The organism is Streptomyces sp. NPDC048462, assembly GCF_043200175.1.
Taxonomy (GTDB): domain Bacteria; phylum Actinomycetota; class Actinomycetes; order Streptomycetales; family Streptomycetaceae; genus Streptomyces.
This window is the reverse complement of record NZ_JBICXG010000009.1, coordinates 14,316-31,032: the sequence shown is the minus strand read 5'-3', so window position 1 is coordinate 31,032 and position 16,717 is coordinate 14,316. Positions and strand designations below refer to the sequence as shown.

At 70.6% G+C, this 16,717-nt stretch carries 11 protein-coding genes; 6 read left to right on the top strand and 5 right to left on the bottom strand.

Annotated features, from left to right (window positions below):
• Positions 1-269 precede the first annotated feature (269 nt).
• Positions 270-887, bottom strand: a complete 618-nt coding sequence (locus ACGFU6_RS17165; RefSeq protein WP_393611624.1) for a TetR/AcrR family transcriptional regulator — start codon at positions 885-887, stop codon at positions 270-272.
• A gap of 117 nt (positions 888-1,004) precedes the next feature.
• On the opposite strand from ACGFU6_RS17165, the gene ACGFU6_RS17160 reads away from it, so the two are divergent.
• Complete coding sequence (locus ACGFU6_RS17160) at positions 1,005-1,955, top strand: ABC transporter permease (RefSeq protein ID WP_393611623.1); 951 nt, start codon at positions 1,005-1,007, stop codon at positions 1,953-1,955.
• Complete coding sequence (locus ACGFU6_RS17155; protein ID WP_393611621.1) at positions 1,948-2,727, top strand: ABC transporter ATP-binding protein; 780 nt, start codon at positions 1,948-1,950, stop codon at positions 2,725-2,727. Before ACGFU6_RS17160 ends, ACGFU6_RS17155 begins: the two co-directional genes overlap by 8 nt.
• 66 nt (positions 2,728-2,793) lie before the next feature.
• Here the strand turns inward: ACGFU6_RS17155 and ACGFU6_RS17150 are convergent, their stop codons facing one another.
• Complete coding sequence (locus ACGFU6_RS17150; RefSeq protein ID WP_393611619.1) at positions 2,794-7,827, bottom strand: NAD-glutamate dehydrogenase; 5,034 nt, start codon at positions 7,825-7,827, stop codon at positions 2,794-2,796.
• Positions 7,828-8,418: 591 nt separating this feature from the next.
• On the opposite strand from ACGFU6_RS17150, the gene ACGFU6_RS17145 reads away from it, so the two are divergent.
• On the top strand, positions 8,419-8,985 hold the full coding sequence (locus ACGFU6_RS17145; protein ID WP_393611617.1) for a DJ-1/PfpI family protein: 567 nt from the start codon (positions 8,419-8,421) through the stop codon (positions 8,983-8,985).
• Positions 8,986-9,016: 31 nt separating this feature from the next.
• Here the strand turns inward: ACGFU6_RS17145 and ACGFU6_RS17140 are convergent, their stop codons facing one another.
• Complete coding sequence (locus ACGFU6_RS17140; RefSeq protein WP_393611616.1) at positions 9,017-9,688, bottom strand: HAD family hydrolase; 672 nt, start codon at positions 9,686-9,688, stop codon at positions 9,017-9,019.
• A gap of 48 nt (positions 9,689-9,736) precedes the next feature.
• Positions 9,737-10,243 (bottom strand): DUF6912 family protein, encoded by a 507-nt coding sequence (locus tag ACGFU6_RS17135; RefSeq protein WP_393611614.1) that lies wholly within the window; start codon positions 10,241-10,243, stop codon positions 9,737-9,739.
• Positions 10,244-10,531: 288 nt separating this feature from the next.
• Here ACGFU6_RS17135 and ACGFU6_RS17130 point away from each other — a divergent pair, with 288 nt between their 5' ends.
• Positions 10,532-10,951, top strand: coding sequence for an Rv3235 family protein (locus tag ACGFU6_RS17130; RefSeq protein WP_393611613.1), 420 nt, complete (start codon positions 10,532-10,534; stop codon positions 10,949-10,951).
• An 862-nt stretch (positions 10,952-11,813) separates the two neighbouring features.
• Here the strand turns inward: ACGFU6_RS17130 and secA are convergent.
• Complete coding sequence (gene secA / locus ACGFU6_RS17125) at positions 11,814-14,636, bottom strand: preprotein translocase subunit SecA (protein WP_393611611.1); 2,823 nt, start codon at positions 14,634-14,636, stop codon at positions 11,814-11,816.
• A gap of 241 nt (positions 14,637-14,877) precedes the next feature.
• Between secA and ACGFU6_RS17120 the strand changes: the two genes are divergently transcribed.
• Positions 14,878-15,465: a GNAT family N-acetyltransferase gene (locus ACGFU6_RS17120; protein WP_393611610.1), complete on the top strand. Its 588-nt coding sequence runs from the start codon at positions 14,878-14,880 to the stop codon at positions 15,463-15,465.
• A gap of 52 nt (positions 15,466-15,517) precedes the next feature.
• Positions 15,518-16,693 carry a winged helix-turn-helix domain-containing protein gene (locus ACGFU6_RS17115; protein WP_393611609.1) on the top strand — a complete coding sequence of 392 codons (1,176 nt, stop codon included), beginning with the start codon at positions 15,518-15,520 and terminating at the stop codon, positions 16,691-16,693.
• The last annotated feature ends 24 nt before the right edge of the window (positions 16,694-16,717 follow it).

The window sequence follows — 16,717 nt, the reverse complement described above, 5'->3', positions numbered from 1 at the left end:
ACGGTCGGGGGTCACCGGTTACGGTCCCGAACGAGTGACTACGCCTGCCCCGTGCTCACCCCGTGGGCAACGCCGATCGGAGGGGGTGACGGCAGTGCCTGGGGCTTCGCCCGGACGATCCTGGCGCACGCTCGGCGCATGCTCCGGACGGCCCGGTGGGCGGCCCGCCAACCACAGTAGCGGATGCCCGGGGACCCCCGAAAAACGCGCTCGAACGCCTCTGTGCGGGACATCACCCCGGTGTACGGAATCGGCCGGCGGGCCCGCGCTCAGCGGGTGAGCGCCGCCACGGCCGAGGCCGCCAGGTCGTCCAGGTACCCCGGCGGCAGCTCGCCCCGGACCACCGCGAGGCGCCAGTAGAGCGGGCCGACGATCAGGTCGAGGGCGCGGTCGGGGTCGCTGTCCCGGGGCAGTTCGCCGCGCGCCACGGCGTCCCGTACGACGACAGCGGCGATGCCCAGCTGCGGGTCGAGGAGCGCGGCCTTGATGGTGTCGGAGATCTCCGGGTTCCGGGCCGCCTCGACGAGCAGGTCCGGGATGACCTGGGAGGCGAGCGGGTGGCGCAGGGCGTAGGCGGCCAGTTCGAGCACGGCGCGCACGTCTCCGTACAGCGAGCCGGTGGCCGGGGCGGGCATGCCCTGCACGGCGACGGCGGAGACCAGGTCGAGGACCAGGTGCAGCTTGGACTTCCAGCGGCGGTAGACCGCCGTCTTGCCGACGCCGGCGCGGCGGGCGATGCCCTCGATGGACATCCGTGCGAAGCCGACCGAGGCCAGCTCCTCGAAGACCGCGCTGCGGATCGCATCGGTGACGTCCTCGCGCAGCACGGCGGCTCCGGCGGGGGCACGGCGGCGGCTTCCCGGGTCGGTGGTCATGGCCAGAATCATAGACCGTCACGACGAAACGGTTGCGTTGCGACGTACTGACGTCCTACCCTCGGCGTTGCGACGATACGGTTCCGTCCCGTCGCTCGTGTGTGTTCCCGCCCCTCGACGAAAGCGATCGTGGTGAGCCAGACAACAGCCCCGGCGGCCCCGGCGACGACGGTGGTCACCCCGCCGGCCACGTCCCCTCCCGTGTACGCCCCTGGAGAGCTCGCAGCCCTGGCCGCCCGGCACGGGCTGACCGTGAGCGGGGCCCGGCCGACCCTTCCCGCCTACGTACGGCAGCTGTGGGGACGGCGGCACTTCATCACGGCGTTCGCCACCGCCAAGCTGACCGCCCAGTACAGCCAGGCGAAGCTCGGCCAGATCTGGCAGATCATGACCCCGCTGCTCAACGCGACGGTCTACTACTTCATCTTCGGCGTCCTGATGAAGACGAAGCACGGCGTCCCGGACTACGTACCGTTCCTGGTCACCGGCGTCTTCATCTGGACCTTCACCAGCAGCTCGATCACCGCGGGCACCCGCGCGATCAGCGGCAACATCGGGCTCGTACGGGCCCTGCACTTCCCGCGCGCCTCGCTGCCGGTCGCACTGGCCCTGCAACAGCTCCAGCAGCTGGTCTTCTCACTGGGCGCACTGGTGGTGATCCTGCTGGTGTTCGGCCAGTACCCGCAGCCCTCATGGCTGCTGGCCCTGCCGGCCCTGGCCCTGCAGGCCGTCTTCAACACCGGCATCTCGATGGTCGTGGCCCGCCTCGCCGCGCGCACCCCGGACATCGCCCAGCTGACCCCGTTCATCCTGCGCACCTGGATGTACGCGTCGGGCGTCATGTGGAGCATCGGCACGATGCTCCAGGGCGACCGGGTGCCGCACGCGGTGAAGCTGGCGCTGGAGATCAATCCGGCCGCCGTCTTCATCGACCTGATGCGGTTTGCCCTCATCGACAGCTTCGACGGCGGACAACTGCCCCCGCACGTGTGGCTCATCACCACCGGCTGGGCGCTGCTGTGCGGCGTCGGCGGATTCATCTACTTCTGGCAGGCCGAGGAGAGTTACGGACGTGGCTGACAGCACTTCGCCCGGAGTACCGACGGTCGTCGTCGACGACGTCCACATCACGTACAAGGTCAACGGCGCCCGCACCGGCAAGGGCAGCGCCACCTCCGCCCTCAGCCGGCTCGCCTCGCGCCGGCAGTCCCCCGGGGTGCGCGAGGTGCACGCCGTGAAGGGGGTCAGCTTCGCCGCGTACAAGGGGGAGGCGATCGGCCTGATCGGCTCCAACGGCTCGGGCAAGTCGACGCTGCTGAAGGCCATCGCCGGACTGCTGCCCGCCACCGCGGGACGCGTCCACACCCAGGGCCAGCCCTCCCTGCTCGGGGTGAACGCAGCGCTCATGAGCGATCTGACCGGCGAGCGCAACGTCGTGCTCGGCGGCCTAGCGATGGGCATGACCCGCGCCGAGATCCGCGAGCGCTACGAGGAGATCGTCGAGTTCTCCGGCATCAACGAGAAGGGCGACTTCATCACCCTGCCGATGCGCACCTACTCCTCCGGCATGGGCGCCCGGCTGCGCTTCTCGATCGCCGCCGCCAAGAACCACGACGTCCTGCTGATCGACGAGGCGCTGTCCACCGGCGACGCCAAGTTCCAGCGCCGCAGCAAGGACCGGATCATCGAACTGCGCGAGCAGGCCGGCACGGTCTTCCTGGTCAGCCACAACAACAAGTCGATCACCGAGACCTGTGACCGGGCGATCTGGCTGGAGGCGGGCACGCTGCGGATGGACGGCCCTGCGAAGGAAGTGGTCGCGGCCTACGAGAAGTTCACCAAGAAGAAGTAAGAAGCAAAAGGACGAGGCGGCCACCGGGCCCACCCGGCAACCGCCTCGTCCTCAGGCCCTACTCCGCTACGCGTGCGTGCGCAGCAGCGTCCGCATCGTCCGCATGGCCACCGACAGGTTCGCCAGGTCGAACGCGTCCGACCCCTGGATCTCCTCCAGCGTGGAGCGCGACCGCGTCAGGATCGCCGCGTTCTTCTCCTCCCACGCCTCGAACCGCTCCTGCGGTGTCGCGGTGGCGTCGCCCACACTCAGCACGTCACCCGTGAGCGCCGCGTGGGCGGCGTACAGGTCCTCGCGGATGGAGGCACGGGCCATCGACTGCCAGCGGTCGGCCCTCGGCAGCTCGATGATCCGGTCCATCAGCTGGGTGATGGACAGCCGGTCGGCGAGGTCGTAGTACACCTCGGCGACGGCCAGCGGCTCCGTGCCGGTACGGTCCGCGATCGCCACGATGTCGAGCGCCGGGAAGGCGGACGAGAATCCGGCGACGCGCTGTGCCAGCTCGTCCGGGACACCCGCCTCGGTGAGCTCGTCCAGGATCGACTGGTACCACTCCTGGTCGGCGCCCATCAGCATCTTGGGCAGCTCGGCCCAGACCTGCTCGACACCGGCCCGGAAGAAGTCGATCGTCCCGGCGATCTCCAGCGGCTGCGGCCGGTTGCCGAGCAGCCAGCGCGAACCGCGCTCGACGAGCCGCCGCGAGTGCAGCCTGATCCGGGTCTGCACCTCGGCGGACACCCGGTTGTCGAGCGCCTCCACGGCATCCCACACCTTGGCCAGCCCGAAGATCTCGCGGGCCGCGACCTGCGTCCGCACGATCTCCTCGATCGAGGCCCCGGTCTCCTCCCGGAGCCGGTGCAGGAACGTCGAACCGCCGCTGTTCACCGTGTCGTTGACCAGGACCGTGGTGATGATCTCGCGCCGCAGCGCGTGCCCGTCGACCGCCTCGGGGAACCGCTCGCGCAGCTGCCTCGGGAAGTAGGCGTGCAGCAGCTTCTGCAGGTACTCGTCGTCCGGCAGGCTGGTGCCGATCAGCTCCTGCGCCGCGGTGATCTTCGTGTAGGCGAGCAGTACGGCCAGCTCGGGCTGGCTGAGCCCCTTGCCGGCGCCGAGCAGCTCGCGGATCTGCCGGTCGGTGGGCAGGAACTCGAGCGCCCGGTCGAGATGGCCGTCGCGGCCCAGCCGGCGCATGAAGCGCTGGTGGGCGTGGAGCAGCGAGGGCGCCTGGGCGACGGCGTTGGCCAAGGCGGTGTTCTGCGCGTAGTTGTTGCGCAGCACCAGATGGCCGATCTCCTCGGTCATCTCGGCCAGCAGCTTGTTGCGCTGCTTGACGGTCATGTCGCCGTCCCGCACCAGGCCGTTGAGCAGGATCTTGATGTTCACCTCGTGGTCGGAGGTGTCGACACCGGCGCTGTTGTCGATCGCGTCGGTGTTGATCCGGCCGCCGGTACGGGCGAACTCGATCCGGCCGAGCTGGGTGGCGCCGAGGTTGCCGCCCTCACCGACGACCCTGGCCCGCAGGTCCTCGCCGTTGACGCGGATCGCGTCGTTGGCCTTGTCACCGACGTCCGCGTTCGACTCGGCGGAGGACTTGATGTACGTACCGATGCCGCCGTTCCACAGCAGGTCGACACGCGCCCGGAGGATCGTCTGCATCAGGTCGGCGGGCGTCATCTTGGTGACCCCCGACTCGATGCCGAGCGCCTCGCGGATGTGCGCGTTGACCGGGATCGACTTGGCGCTGCGCGGGTGGATGCCACCGCCCGCGGAGATCAGTTCCTTCTTGTAGTCGGCCCAGGAACTGCGCGGCAGGTCGAAGAGACGGCGCCGCTCGGCGTACGAGACGGCGGCGTCCGGCTTCGGGTCGATGAAGATGTGCCGGTGGTCGAAGGCCGCGACGAGCCGGATGTGCTCGGAGAGCAGCATGCCGTTGCCGAACACGTCACCCGACATGTCGCCGACGCCGACGACGGTGAAGTCCTCGGTCCGGGTGTCGTGGCCGAGCTCCCGGAAGTGCCGCTCGACGGACACCCAGGCGCCGCGGGCGGTGATGCCCATGCCCTTGTGGTCGTAGCCGGCCGAGCCGCCGGAGGCGAACGCGTCTCCCAGCCAGAAGCCGTACGCGACGGCCACCTCGTTGGCGATGTCGGAGAACTTCGCGGTGCCCTTGTCGGCCGCGACGACGAGGTAGGTGTCGTCCTCGTCGTGCCGGACGACGCCCTTGGGGTGCACGACCTCGCCGGCCACCATGTTGTCGGTGATGTCGAGCAGCGCCGAGATGAAGGTGCGGTACGAGGCGATGCCCTCGGCCAGCCAGGCGTCACGGTCGACGGCCGGGTCGGGGAGCTGCTTGGCGACGAAGCCGCCCTTGGCGCCGACCGGGACGATGACGGTGTTCTTCACCATCTGCGCCTTGACCAGGCCGAGGATCTCCGTACGGAAGTCCTCACGCCGGTCGGACCAGCGCAGACCGCCGCGGGCGACCTTGCCGAAGCGCAGGTGGACGCCCTCGACCCGGGGCGAGTAGACCCAGATCTCGAACGCCGGCCGCGGGGCCGGGAGGTCCGGGATGGACTGCGGGTCGAACTTCATCGACACGTAGTTGTGCGGCTTGCCACTGTCCGCGCGCTGGAAGAAGTTGGTGCGCAGGGTGGCCTTGATGACGGTGAGGAAGGACCGCAGGATGCGGTCCTCGTCGAGCGAGGCGACCTGGTCCAGGGCCCCGTCGAGCTCTTCGAGGAGCCCGTCGGTCAGCTCCGTGCCCGCGCTCTGGCGCTCCGGCGACATCCGGGCCTCGAAGAGCGAGACCAGCAGCCGGGTGGTGTGGACGTTGTTCTGGAGAGTGCTCTCCATGTAGTCCTGGCTGAAGGTCGATCCGGCCTGGCGCAGGTACTTCGCGTAGGCGCGCAGCACCATCGCCTGCCGCCAGTTCAGACCGGCGCTGAGCACCAGGGCGTTGAAACCGTCGTTCTCGGCCTCACCGGTCCAGACGGCGGCGAAGGTCTCCTGGAACCGCTCGCGGGCGTCGTCGGCCAGGTAGCCGCCGTTGCCCGTGCCCTGCGGCATCCGCAGCCCGAAGTCGTAGATCCAGGCGTGCGTACGGTCCGCGCAGCGCAGCTCGTACGGGCGCTCGTCGACGACCTCGACGCCGAGGCGCTGGAGCGCCGGCAGGACGGCGGACAGGGAGACCTGCTCACCGGTCCGGTAGATCTTGAAACGGCGCTCGCCGGGGGCGGAGCCGACCGGCTCGTACAGGCTGAGGGCGAAGTCCCGCTCGTTCTCCTTGAGGGCTTCGAGGTGGACCAGGTCGGCCACGGCGGCACGCGCCGAGTGGTCGGCCTTGTAGCCCTCGGGGAACGAGTGCCCGTACTGGCGCAGCAGTTCGGCCGCGCGCTCCTCGCCGCACTCGGCGTTCAGCGCCTCCTGGAACCCGTCGGCCCAGGAGCGGGCGGCCTCGACGAGCCGGGCCTCGATGCGGTCGGCCTCGGCGTCGGTGAGGGCGGTCAGCTCACTGCCGGGGGCGACCCGGACGACGAAGTGCAGCCTGGAGAGGATCGATTCGGTGTTCCAGGCGGTGAAGTCGACGCTGGTGCCGTTCAGCTCCTCCTTGAGGATGTCGATCAGCCGCAGGCGTACGCCGGTGGTGTACCGGTCGCGCGGCAGGTAGACGATCGCGGAGTAGTAGCGCCCGTACTCGTCCTGGCGCAGGTAGAGCCGGAGCCGGCGCCGCTCCTGGAGGTAGAGCACCGAGGTGACGATGGAGCGCAGCTGGTCGGGCGGCGTCTGGAACAGCTCGTCGCGCGGGTAGGTCTCCAGGATCTGCAGCAGGTCGCGGCCGTCGTGGCTGTTGTACGTGAAGCCCGCGCCCTCCAGCACCTCGGCGACCTTGCGGCGGACGACGGGCACCCGGCGCACGGACTCGGTGTAGGCGGCGGACGAGAACAGTCCCAGGAAGCGGCGCTCACCGATGACGTTGCCCTCGGCGTCGAACTTCTTCACGCCGACGTAGTCGAGGTAGCTGGGGCGGTGCACGGTCGCCCGGCTGTTGGCCTTGGTCAGGATGAGGAGCTTGTGCTCCCTGGCCTTGGCGCGGGCGTCGGCGGGCAGCCGGTCGAAGGACGGGCTGACCGGGTGCGCCTCGTCCTCGGTGTGGTGCGGGTCGGAGCGCAGGATGCCGAGGCCGGTGCCGGGTACGGCGGCCAGGGCGTCGGAGTCCTTCAGCTCGTACTCGCGGTAGCCGAGGAAGGTGAAGTGGTCGGCGGCGAGCCACCGCAGCAGCTCCCTGGCCTCGTTCACCTCGTCGTCGGCGAGGTCGTCGAGCGGTTCGCCGGGCAGGTCGTCGGCGATGCGCAGCGCGGCGTCCCGCATCTTATCCCAGTCCTCGACGGTCTCCCGTACGTCGGACAGCACGCGCAGCAGGTCCGCCTGGATCTGCTTGAGGTCGGCGCGGTCGGACTCGCGGTCGATCTCGACGTGGATCCAGGACTCGACGAGCGCGTCGTGCGGGAGCTCGGCCTTGGCGTCCTTGGCCCCCTTGGCGTTCTTGCGCCCGTTCTGCGGACCGGTCGAGATGCCCGCGCCGTCGGTGAGGACCTCGATCAGCTTGCCGGCCACATCGCGCCGGACGATGACCTGCGGGTGGATCACGACGTGGATGCCGCGCCCCTGGCGGGACAGCTCATTGGTGACGGAGTCGACCAGGAACGGCATGTCGTCCGTGACGACCTCGACGACGGTGTGCGTGCACGTCCAGCCGTTCTCCTCGACGGTCGGGGTGTGCACCCGGACGTTCGCCGTGCCCTGCGGACGGTTCTCCGCGAGGCGGTAGTGCGAGGAGGCGGCGCCGAAGACGTCGACCGGGTCCCGGCCGCCGATGTCCTCCGGAGCGGTGTGGAGGTAGTAGCGCTGGAGGTAGGCGAGCAGTACGTCCTGGCCCGAACGCTCCTGCCCGGCCCCGTCGCCGTTGTCGGCCCCGGTGGCCGCAACGCGCACCCGGGGGGTACCGCCCGGGCCGGCGACACCACCGCCCGGGCTGTTGTCAGCTACCTTGGCGGCCCGTGCGAGCAGCTCGGCCTTGGCTTCGTCCAGCTTGGTCTGCATGTCCTCTGGCTCCTGTCGCGCGCCGTTGCGTGACGTAGGTGAAAAAGACGACGTACCGCCACGACACGGGGTTTCCGGTCCGAGACCGACCGTCACATGGGAGGGCGGCGTCGCGGGGCTCGGCACGCGCATCTGCGGCGTTGTCGTCAATCAGCATGGCTCCGCCATGCCTCGATCCTCCGCCTTGCAGCTGCACGCACCCAGCCCCGCTCCTCACTCCACCCCCCATGTGACGGTCGGTCTGCGTCGACGCTATGCCGCAATGAGAGACGCCCGGGACCTTATTGGCCATTTTTGGCAGTCGGGCCGGGCTGAGGGGATCAGTCGGGGCCCGGGTGCTGTGGCACTCCGGGCGCAGGCCGGGGGCTTCACTGCCCCCGAGGGCTATCGCGCTGATCACGGGGTCCAGGCTATCTCCCCCGCCCCGGTATCCGTCACGAGCCGTATATGTACAAAAGAAAGCCCCGGACTTTGACACTCTGGACAGCGCGCGGAGCCGTGCTGCCGCACTCTGGTATCCGACCCGGTAGCCGGAACCGGCACCCGGCACCGCTGATCCACAACTGGCCGACGAACCGTGGGAGCTCCGCCATGGCACCGAAGATCCTCATCGTCACCGGCGACGCCGCCGAGTCCCTGGAAGTCCTCTACCCCTACCAGCGGCTCCTGGAGGAGGGGTACGAGGTCCACATCGCCGCCCCCACCCGCAAGACGCTCCGCTTCGTGGTCCACGACTTCGAGCCCGGGTTCGACACGTACACGGAGAAGCCCGGCTACACCTGGCCCGCCGACCTGGCCTTCGACGAGGTCGACCCGGACGACTACGTGGCCCTGGTCGTCCCGGGCGGGCGCGCCCCCGAGTACCTCCGCAACGACGCCCGGCTGCGCGAGATCCTCAAGGCGTTCTTCGACACGGACCGCCCGGTGGCCCAGATCTGCCACGGCCCGCTGATGACCGCCGCGGCGGGCGCGCTGAAGGGCCGCCGGGTCACGGCCTACCCCGCGCTGGAACCGGACATGGAGTCGGCCGGAGCCGCCTTCCAGGACGACGAGGTCGTGGTGGACGGCCCCCTGGTCTCGTCCCGCGCCTGGCCGGACCACTCGGCCTGGATGCGTGAGTTCCTGACCGTGCTCCGCGCGAAGGCCCCGGTCACCTGACGGCCGGCCCCGGCTGCCGGCGCTCCCGCCGCTACGCGGCGAGCTGCTGGGCCAGGTCCGCCGCTTCGGCCAGGGTGTCCACGACGGGCACCCCGGCCGCCTCCAGGCTGGCCCGGCTGTGCGAACCGCCGGTGTAGAGCACCGCTCTCGCGCCGACGTGGGCGGCCGCCACCGCGTCGTCCACGGCGTCACCGATGATCACCGCGTGCTCTGCGGATATCCCGTCCAGCGCCGCGAAATGCCGCTCCATGTGCTGTGCCTTGCTGCCGCCGGAGCGCCCGGTGCGGCCGTCGACGCGTACGAAATGCCGCTCTATGCCGTATCCGCGCACCACGGGGACCAGCTCGTCGTGCCCGTACATGCTCAACAGGGACTGGCTCCGGCCGGCCTGCTGCCACTGCGCGAGCAGCTCCGCGGCGCCCGCGGTCAGCCCGCAGCTCCCGCGCTGCTCGGTGTAGTGGCGGTGGAAGACCAGATCCATCTGGTCCCACTCGGTGTCGGTGGGCAGCCGGCCCATCAGCCGTTCGTAGAACCGGGGTATCGGTATGCAGTACATCTCCCGGTACTGCTCCAGGCTGATCGGCGCCACGCCGACCTCCCCGAACGCGGCGTTCGTCGCGCCGACGACCGCGGTGTTGTCATCGAGCAGCGTGCCGTTCCAGTCCCAGACCAGATGTGTGCGGTACTTCCCCTGCGTCCCCATGCCAAGAAAAATACCCGCCGCCACTGACAGACGGCGAGGCGGCGGCCCTCAGCCGATCAGGTTCGGGATCTCCTGGATCCCGAACCACAGCAGCTCGTGGTCCTCGGCGCCGTCCACGGTGAACTGCGCGTCGTCGTCACCCAGGTCCGCCGCCCCCAGCGCGGCCGCGGCCGCCGTGACGTCCTTGTCCGCCTCGTCCGAGTCGACGTGCACCGCGGCCGCCTTCGCCAGCGCCACCGCGGAGGCGATCGTGACCTCACCGAGCGAGGAGGCGTCCAGGATGTGGTCCGGGTCGGCGACCGCGTCCCCGTCCGGCACATCGACCGCCACGACGACGCGACGGCGGGTGGCGCCGGGGTCCCCGGCGATCAGCCGCAGCGACGCGGAGGCGGCCCGGTTGAGCGCCGCGTACTCCAGCTCCTCGATGTCGTCGGAGACGTACCACTCGCGCAGTCCGGGGGTCACCGCGTAGGCGGTGAGCGGGCCGGGGCCCAGTTCGCCCGCCCGGTGCGCCGCTGCGAGCCCGGAGAGGGTCAGGGGGACGTACACGCGCATGGCTTGGCCGCTTTCGTAGTCGGAGACGCCCTCAGGATACGTGCGGCGTCCCCCTTTGGGGTTACGTGTCCCGCCCCCGCCCCGTCCACCCGGCAACCGCCCCTCACCCTGCCCACCCCGCCCCCGCTCCCCTCTCCGGACCCGGTCCACCACCCGGATAGGTGAATTCCGGGTCCGCTCCCCCGGCCCCAGGGACGCTTGCGGCCGGTCCGCCGCCCCCGTAGAAGGTCCACAGCAGAAGTTACCGCCCGGTATTTGCCGGGCCTCTGAGCACGGGGGCGATGAGCAGTGACCATGAACAGGACCCGGCCCGCCGGACGGCACGACGCACGCAGGCCCGAGACCGTCCCCTCGCAACGCCTCCGGACACCCCGGCGCGTCCGCCCCCACCAGTGGTTCGCGGAACGCCTCCTGGCCGTACTCAGCGGCCAGCGCCCCGTCCACTGGATGCTCGGCCACACCATCGGCGAGGCCTACGACCAGCTCGCCGAACTGGCCCCCGCCACCCCGCTCCGGAGCCACGGCACCCGCCCGGTGATCCGCATGTGCCGCGGCGCCCAGCCGGCCCCCGGCGTGGTCGAGGCCTGCGCGAGCATCGCGGCGGGCGAACAGGTCCGGGCCATGGCCTTCCGCCTGGAACAGGGCCCCGACCTCCGCTGGCGCTGCGCGGCGGTGGAACTGGGCAGCGCCCCGGCCCGCCGCCCCTGACCGAAGCGACGCCGGGCTCGCCCCGCCCCAGGGGCCGAGCCCGGCACCACTGCACCCGACGCACCCCGGACCGAAGCAACCTCAACCAGGCCGACAACGACCCCAAGACCCCCCACGGGGCCCCACAAGCCCGACCGCAACCCAAACCGCCCAATCCCTCACCCCACCCACCCACAGGCCCCCACAACCCCACACAGCCCCTCTCTGCCCCACCCCACACACTCCCCTCACCCCCTCCTCCCACCCCACCCCTTCCCAGCCCTCCCGGCCCCCGCTCCGGTCCACCCTTCCCAGCCCGCCGCGCAGCTCCCGCTCCGACCCGCCCCCTTCCAGCCCCTGGGCCCGCCCCGCGCGGGCCCCCCGACCCCGCATCCCCGCCCGGGCACCCTTCCCAGCCCGCCCTGTCACCCCGGGGCTCCGATCCACCCGTCCAGCCCGCCCCCGTCCCCCTCCGGCCGCTACCCGCCCCGTTCCAGCCCGCCTCCCGACCCGCTACGCGCTCCATTCCAGCCCCTCCGGCGTTTGAGGAGCGGGGTCCGGGGCGGAGCCCCGGTTACGGGAAGGAGCGGGCAGGGGACAAGCCCCGCCGCAGGCGCCCCACCGCACCCCACAACACGCCCCACCCCACCACCGCACCCCACACAACGGCCGGGGGGGGGGGCCCCCCCCCGGGGGGGGGCGCGGGGGGGGGCGGGGGGGCGGGGGGGCGGGCGGGGGGGGGGGGGGGCCCCCCCCCCCCCCCCCCCCCCCCCCCCCCCCCCCCCCCCCCCCCCCCCCCCCCCCCCCCCCCCCCCCCCCCCGGGCGGGCCCCCCCCCCCCCCCGGCGCCCCCCCCCCGGCCGTGATCCAGCGATCAGCGCGCGCTACTTCTTGCGGCGCCGCCCACCGCCCCCACTCTTCTGCGCCTTGCGCCGCTCAGCCCGGGTGAGCCCGTCGGACTCCGCACCCGCTCCGACCTCGTCACCGTCGACGTTGGAGAAGTCGCCCTCGACGACACCGCCCTCCCCGTCCACCGTGGGAGCGGAGAAGTGCAGCCGGTCCGGACGCTGCGGAGCGTCGAGCCCCTTCGCCCGGATCTCCGGACGTGCGGCCGGAACGGCGTCCTCCTTGGTGAGCGAGGTCTCCGAGTCCTGCACCGGCACCTCCTCGACCTGCTGCTCGACCTGGACCTCCAGGTTGAACAGGTAGCCGACGGACTCCTCCTTGATGCCCTCCATCATGGCGTTGAACATGTCGAAGCCCTCGCGCTGGTACTCGACCAGCGGGTCCTTCTGCGCCATGGCCCGCAGGCCGATGCCCTCCTGGAGATAGTCCATCTCGTAGAGGTGCTCACGCCACTTGCGGTCCAGCACGGACAGCACCACGCGCCGCTCCAGCTCACGCATGATGTCGGAGCCGAGCGTCTTCTCACGCTCGTCGTACTGCTCGTGGATGTCGTCCTTGACGGACTCCGCGATGAAATCGGCGGTGACCCCGGCGAGATCCCCGGCGGCCTCCTCCAGCTCGGCGACCGTGACCTTCACCGGGTAGAGCTGCTTGAACGCGCCCCACAGCCGGTCCAGGTCCCACTCCTCGGCGAAGCCTTCCGCCGTCTCCTGGCGGATGTAGTCGTCGATCGTGTCGTCCATGAAGTGACGGATCTGGTCCTGGAGGTCCTCGCCCTCGAGCACCCGGCGCCGCTCGCCGTAGATGACCTCACGCTGCCGGTTGAGCACCTCGTCGTACTTCAGGACGTTCTTACGCGTCTCGAAGTTCTGCTGCTCGACCTGCGACTGGGCCGACGCGATCGCCCGCGTCACCATCTTGTTCTCGATCGGGACATCGTCGGGCACGTTGGCCATCGACATCACGCGCTCGACCATCTGCGCCTTGAACAGGCGCATCAGGTCGTCACCCAGCGACAGGTAGAAGCGGGACTCGCCCGGGTCGCCCTGACGGCCGGAACGACCGCGCAGCTGGTTGTCGATACGGCGCGACTCGTGCCGCTCGGTGCCCAGGACGTAGAGCCCGCCGAGGTCCTTGACCTCGTCGTGCTCGGCCTTCACCGCCTGCTCGGCCTTCTCCAGCGCCGCGGGCAGCGCGGCCGCCCACTCCTCGACGTGCTCGACCGGGTCGAGTCCGCGCTGACGCAGATCGGCCTCGGCCAGGTCGTCGGGGTTGCCGCCCAGCTTGATGTCGGTACCGCGGCCCGCCATGTTCGTCGCGACCGTGACGGCGCCCTTGCGGCCGGCCTGCGCGATGATCGGCGCCTCCCGGTCGTGCTGCTTGGCGTTGAGCACCTCGTGCTGCACACCGCGCTTGGAGAGCTGCTGCGAGAGGTACTCGGACTTCTCGACCGAGGTGGTGCCGACCAGGATCGGCTGGCCCTTCTCGTGCTTCTCCGCGATGTCGTCGACGACGGCGGCGAACTTCGCGACCTCGGTGCGGTAGATCAGGTCCGACTGGTCGGCCCGGACCATCGGCCGGTTGGTCGGGATCGGCACCACGCCGAGCTTGTAGATCTGGTGGAACTCGGCGGCCTCGGTCATCGCCGTACCGGTCATGCCGGAGAGCTTGCCGTAGAGGCGGAAGAAGTTCTGCAGGGTGATCGTGGCGAGCGTCTGGTTCTCGTCCTTGATGTCCACCCCTTCCTTCGCCTCGATCGCCTGGTGCATGCCCTCGTTGTAGCGGCGGCCGGCGAGGATACGGCCGGTGTGCTCGTCGACGATCATGACTTCGCCGTCGATGACGACGTAGTCCTTGTCCTTCTTGAAGAGTTCCTTGGCCTTGATGGCGTTGTTGAGGTAACCGACGAGGGGGGTGTTCACCGACTCGTAGAGGTTCTCGATGCCGAGCCAGTCCTCCACCTTCGCGACACCGGGCTCGTGGATCGCGACGGTCCGCTTCTTCTCGTCGACCTCGTAGTCGCCGGTCTCCTCGATGCCCTTGAGCGGGTTGCCCGCCTCGCCCTTGGTCAGCCGGGTGACCAGCTTGGCGAAGTCGCCGTACCACTTGGTGGCCTGGTCGGCGGGACCGGAGATGATCAGCGGGGTACGGGCCTCGTCGACCAGGATCGAGTCGACCTCGTCGACGATCGCGAAGTTGTGGCCACGCTGGACGAGCTCGTCCTGCGACCACGCCATGTTGTCGCGGAGGTAGTCGAAACCGAACTCGTTGTTCGTGCCGTACGTGATGTCGCAGCCGTACTGCTCACGCCGCTGGGCCGGCGTCATGTTGGCGATGATGCAGCCGACGTCCAGCCCGAGGAACTTGTGGACCCGGCCCATCATCTCCGAGTCACGCTCGGCCAGATAATCGTTGACCGTGATCAGGTGCACGCCCTTGCCGGAGAGCGCGTTGAGATACGCGGGCAGCGTGCCGACCAGGGTCTTGCCCTCACCGGTCTTCATCTCGGCCACATAGCCGAGGTGCAGGGCTGCGCCGCCCATCATCTGAACGTCGTAGTGGCGCTGTCCGAGGACTCGCTTGGCGGCCTCACGGACGGTCGCGAATGCTTCGGGAAGCAGGTCGTCCAGGCTCTCGCCGTCCGCGTACCGTTCCTTGTACTCGTCGGTGAGCGCCCGCAGCTCGGCGTCGGAGAGGTTGACGAAGTCCTCTTCGATGGAGCTGACCTGGTCCGCGATGCGGTGCAGTTTGCGCAGGATCTTGCCTTCGCCTGCACGCATGAGCTTGTTGAAGACGGACACTGAGGCTGGTCTCCTTGCCGGTCGGGCCTGGCACTGGGTCGTGTTATGGACTCTGGCGCGGGCACGGCAGGTGGGCCCCACCGCAACGGCCATCGTAAGCGAGGACCCCGCCGCGCCGGGAGGGCTGCCACTGCCTTGAGCTCGCAGTGCCCTGCCGGATCAACGGACGAAGGGCGCCGAAGGTGCCGGGAAGCCCGAAAAGTGCTCGCCCCGTTCCCCGCCCGGTCAGCACAATCCGTACATGGAACCGATCACCCTCGCCACCGACCGCCTGCTGCTGCGGCCCTTCGCCCCGGACGACGCGGACGAGGTGTACGCCGCCTGCCAGGACCCCGGCATCCAGCGCTGGACGGTCGTCCCCTCGCCCTACAGCCGCACCGACGCGGAGCTCTTCACCAGGCAGTTCTCGCCCGACGGCTGGCAGGACGACTCCATGTACAACTTCGCCGTCGTACTGCGTGACGGCGGGGCCCTGACCGGTGCGCTCGGCATCAACCGGCGCAACCAGCCGGGCACCTACGAGGTGGGTTTCTGGACCGCGGGCGAGCACCGCGGCCGCGGCTACATGACGGAAGCGGTGCGCCGCGCCGCACACTGGACCTTCACTTCTCTGGGCGGGGACCGGCTGGAGTGGCGGGCCGAGACCGGCAACGTCCCCTCGCGGGCGGTGGCCCTGCGGGCCGGCTTCCGTATGGAGGGCGACCAGCGCTCCGGACTGCTCAACAAGGGAGTGCGCCGCGATACGTGGACCGGTGCGCTGCTCCCGTCCGACCTCGGTCTGCCGGGGACCTGCGCCTACCTTCCGGCGAGCGGCCCCGTCCGCCCCTGAATACCGCGAAGGCCCGGCCGGACTGTCAGTGCCGCCCTCTAGGGTTCGAGGCATGACGCCTGTGCAGCCTCCCGCAGTCGAACTCTCCGCCGACCAGGCCCGCAGGATCGCCCTGCGCGCCCAGGGCTTCCTCGGTGCCCCCGACCGCCGGGCCGGGGTGCCGGGCGTGCTGCGGCATCTCGGCGCCGTCCAGCTCGACACGATCTCGGTGCTCGCCCGGTCGCACGAGCTGATTCCTTACGCGCGCCTGGGCGCGGTCGGCCGGCGCCCGGTCGAGGACGCGTACTGGTCGGGTGGCCGCGCCTTCGAGTACTGGTCGCACGCTGCGTGCGTCCTGCCGGTCGAGGAGTGGCCGCATTTCGCCTTCCGCCGCCGCGCCTACCGCTCCCGCCCGCAGTGGCACCACGACCTGCCGGACGGCGTGTACGACACGGTGATCAAGCAGCTGAGCGCCGAGGGACCGCTGACGGCGACGGAGCTGGGCGGCGCGAAGAACGGCGGGGAGTGGTGGGACTGGTCGGCGTCGAAGGTCGCCGTCGAGCGGGCCCTGATGTACGGCGAGGTCGTGTGCACCGAGCGGCGCGGCTGGAAGCGGGTCTACGACCTGGCGGAGCGCGCGCTGCCCGCCTCGGTGCTCCACGACGATCTGGACGACGCGGAGTGCGTACGCCGGCTGGTGGCGCTCGCCGGGCAGTCGCTGGGTGTGGGCACGCGCGCTGACATCGCCGATTACCACCGCCTCAGGGCCGAGCAGTTCGACGCGGTGGTCGCGGACTCCGGCCTGGTACCGGTGACGGTACGGGGCTGGACGAAGCCGGCCTGGGCCGATCCGGCGGCGCTGGCCTCGGAGCCGCGCGGCCGGCACCGTACGACGCTGCTGTCGCCGTTCGACTCGCTGGTCTGGGAGCGGGCCCGCACCGAGCGGATCTTCGGCTTCACCCACCGGCTGGAGGCCTACGTTCCCAAGCCCAAGCGGGTCCACGGCTACTTCGCGATGCCCCTGCTGGCGGGCGGCAGGCTTCTGGGCCGGGTCGACCCGGCCCGCGAGGGGACGACGCTGGTCGCCCGGCAGGCCTCCCTGGCGGGCCCGAAGGCCGTGCCGCCGATGGCGGAGGCGCTGGTCGAGGCGGCGTCCTGGGTCGGCTGCACGGATGTCCGGCTGGAGCGAGTCGACGCACCGGAGCTGCGCGGATCGCTCACCCGGGAAATCGCCCGCCTCCTGACATGACTCCAGGCATTCCCAGGGCTTTAC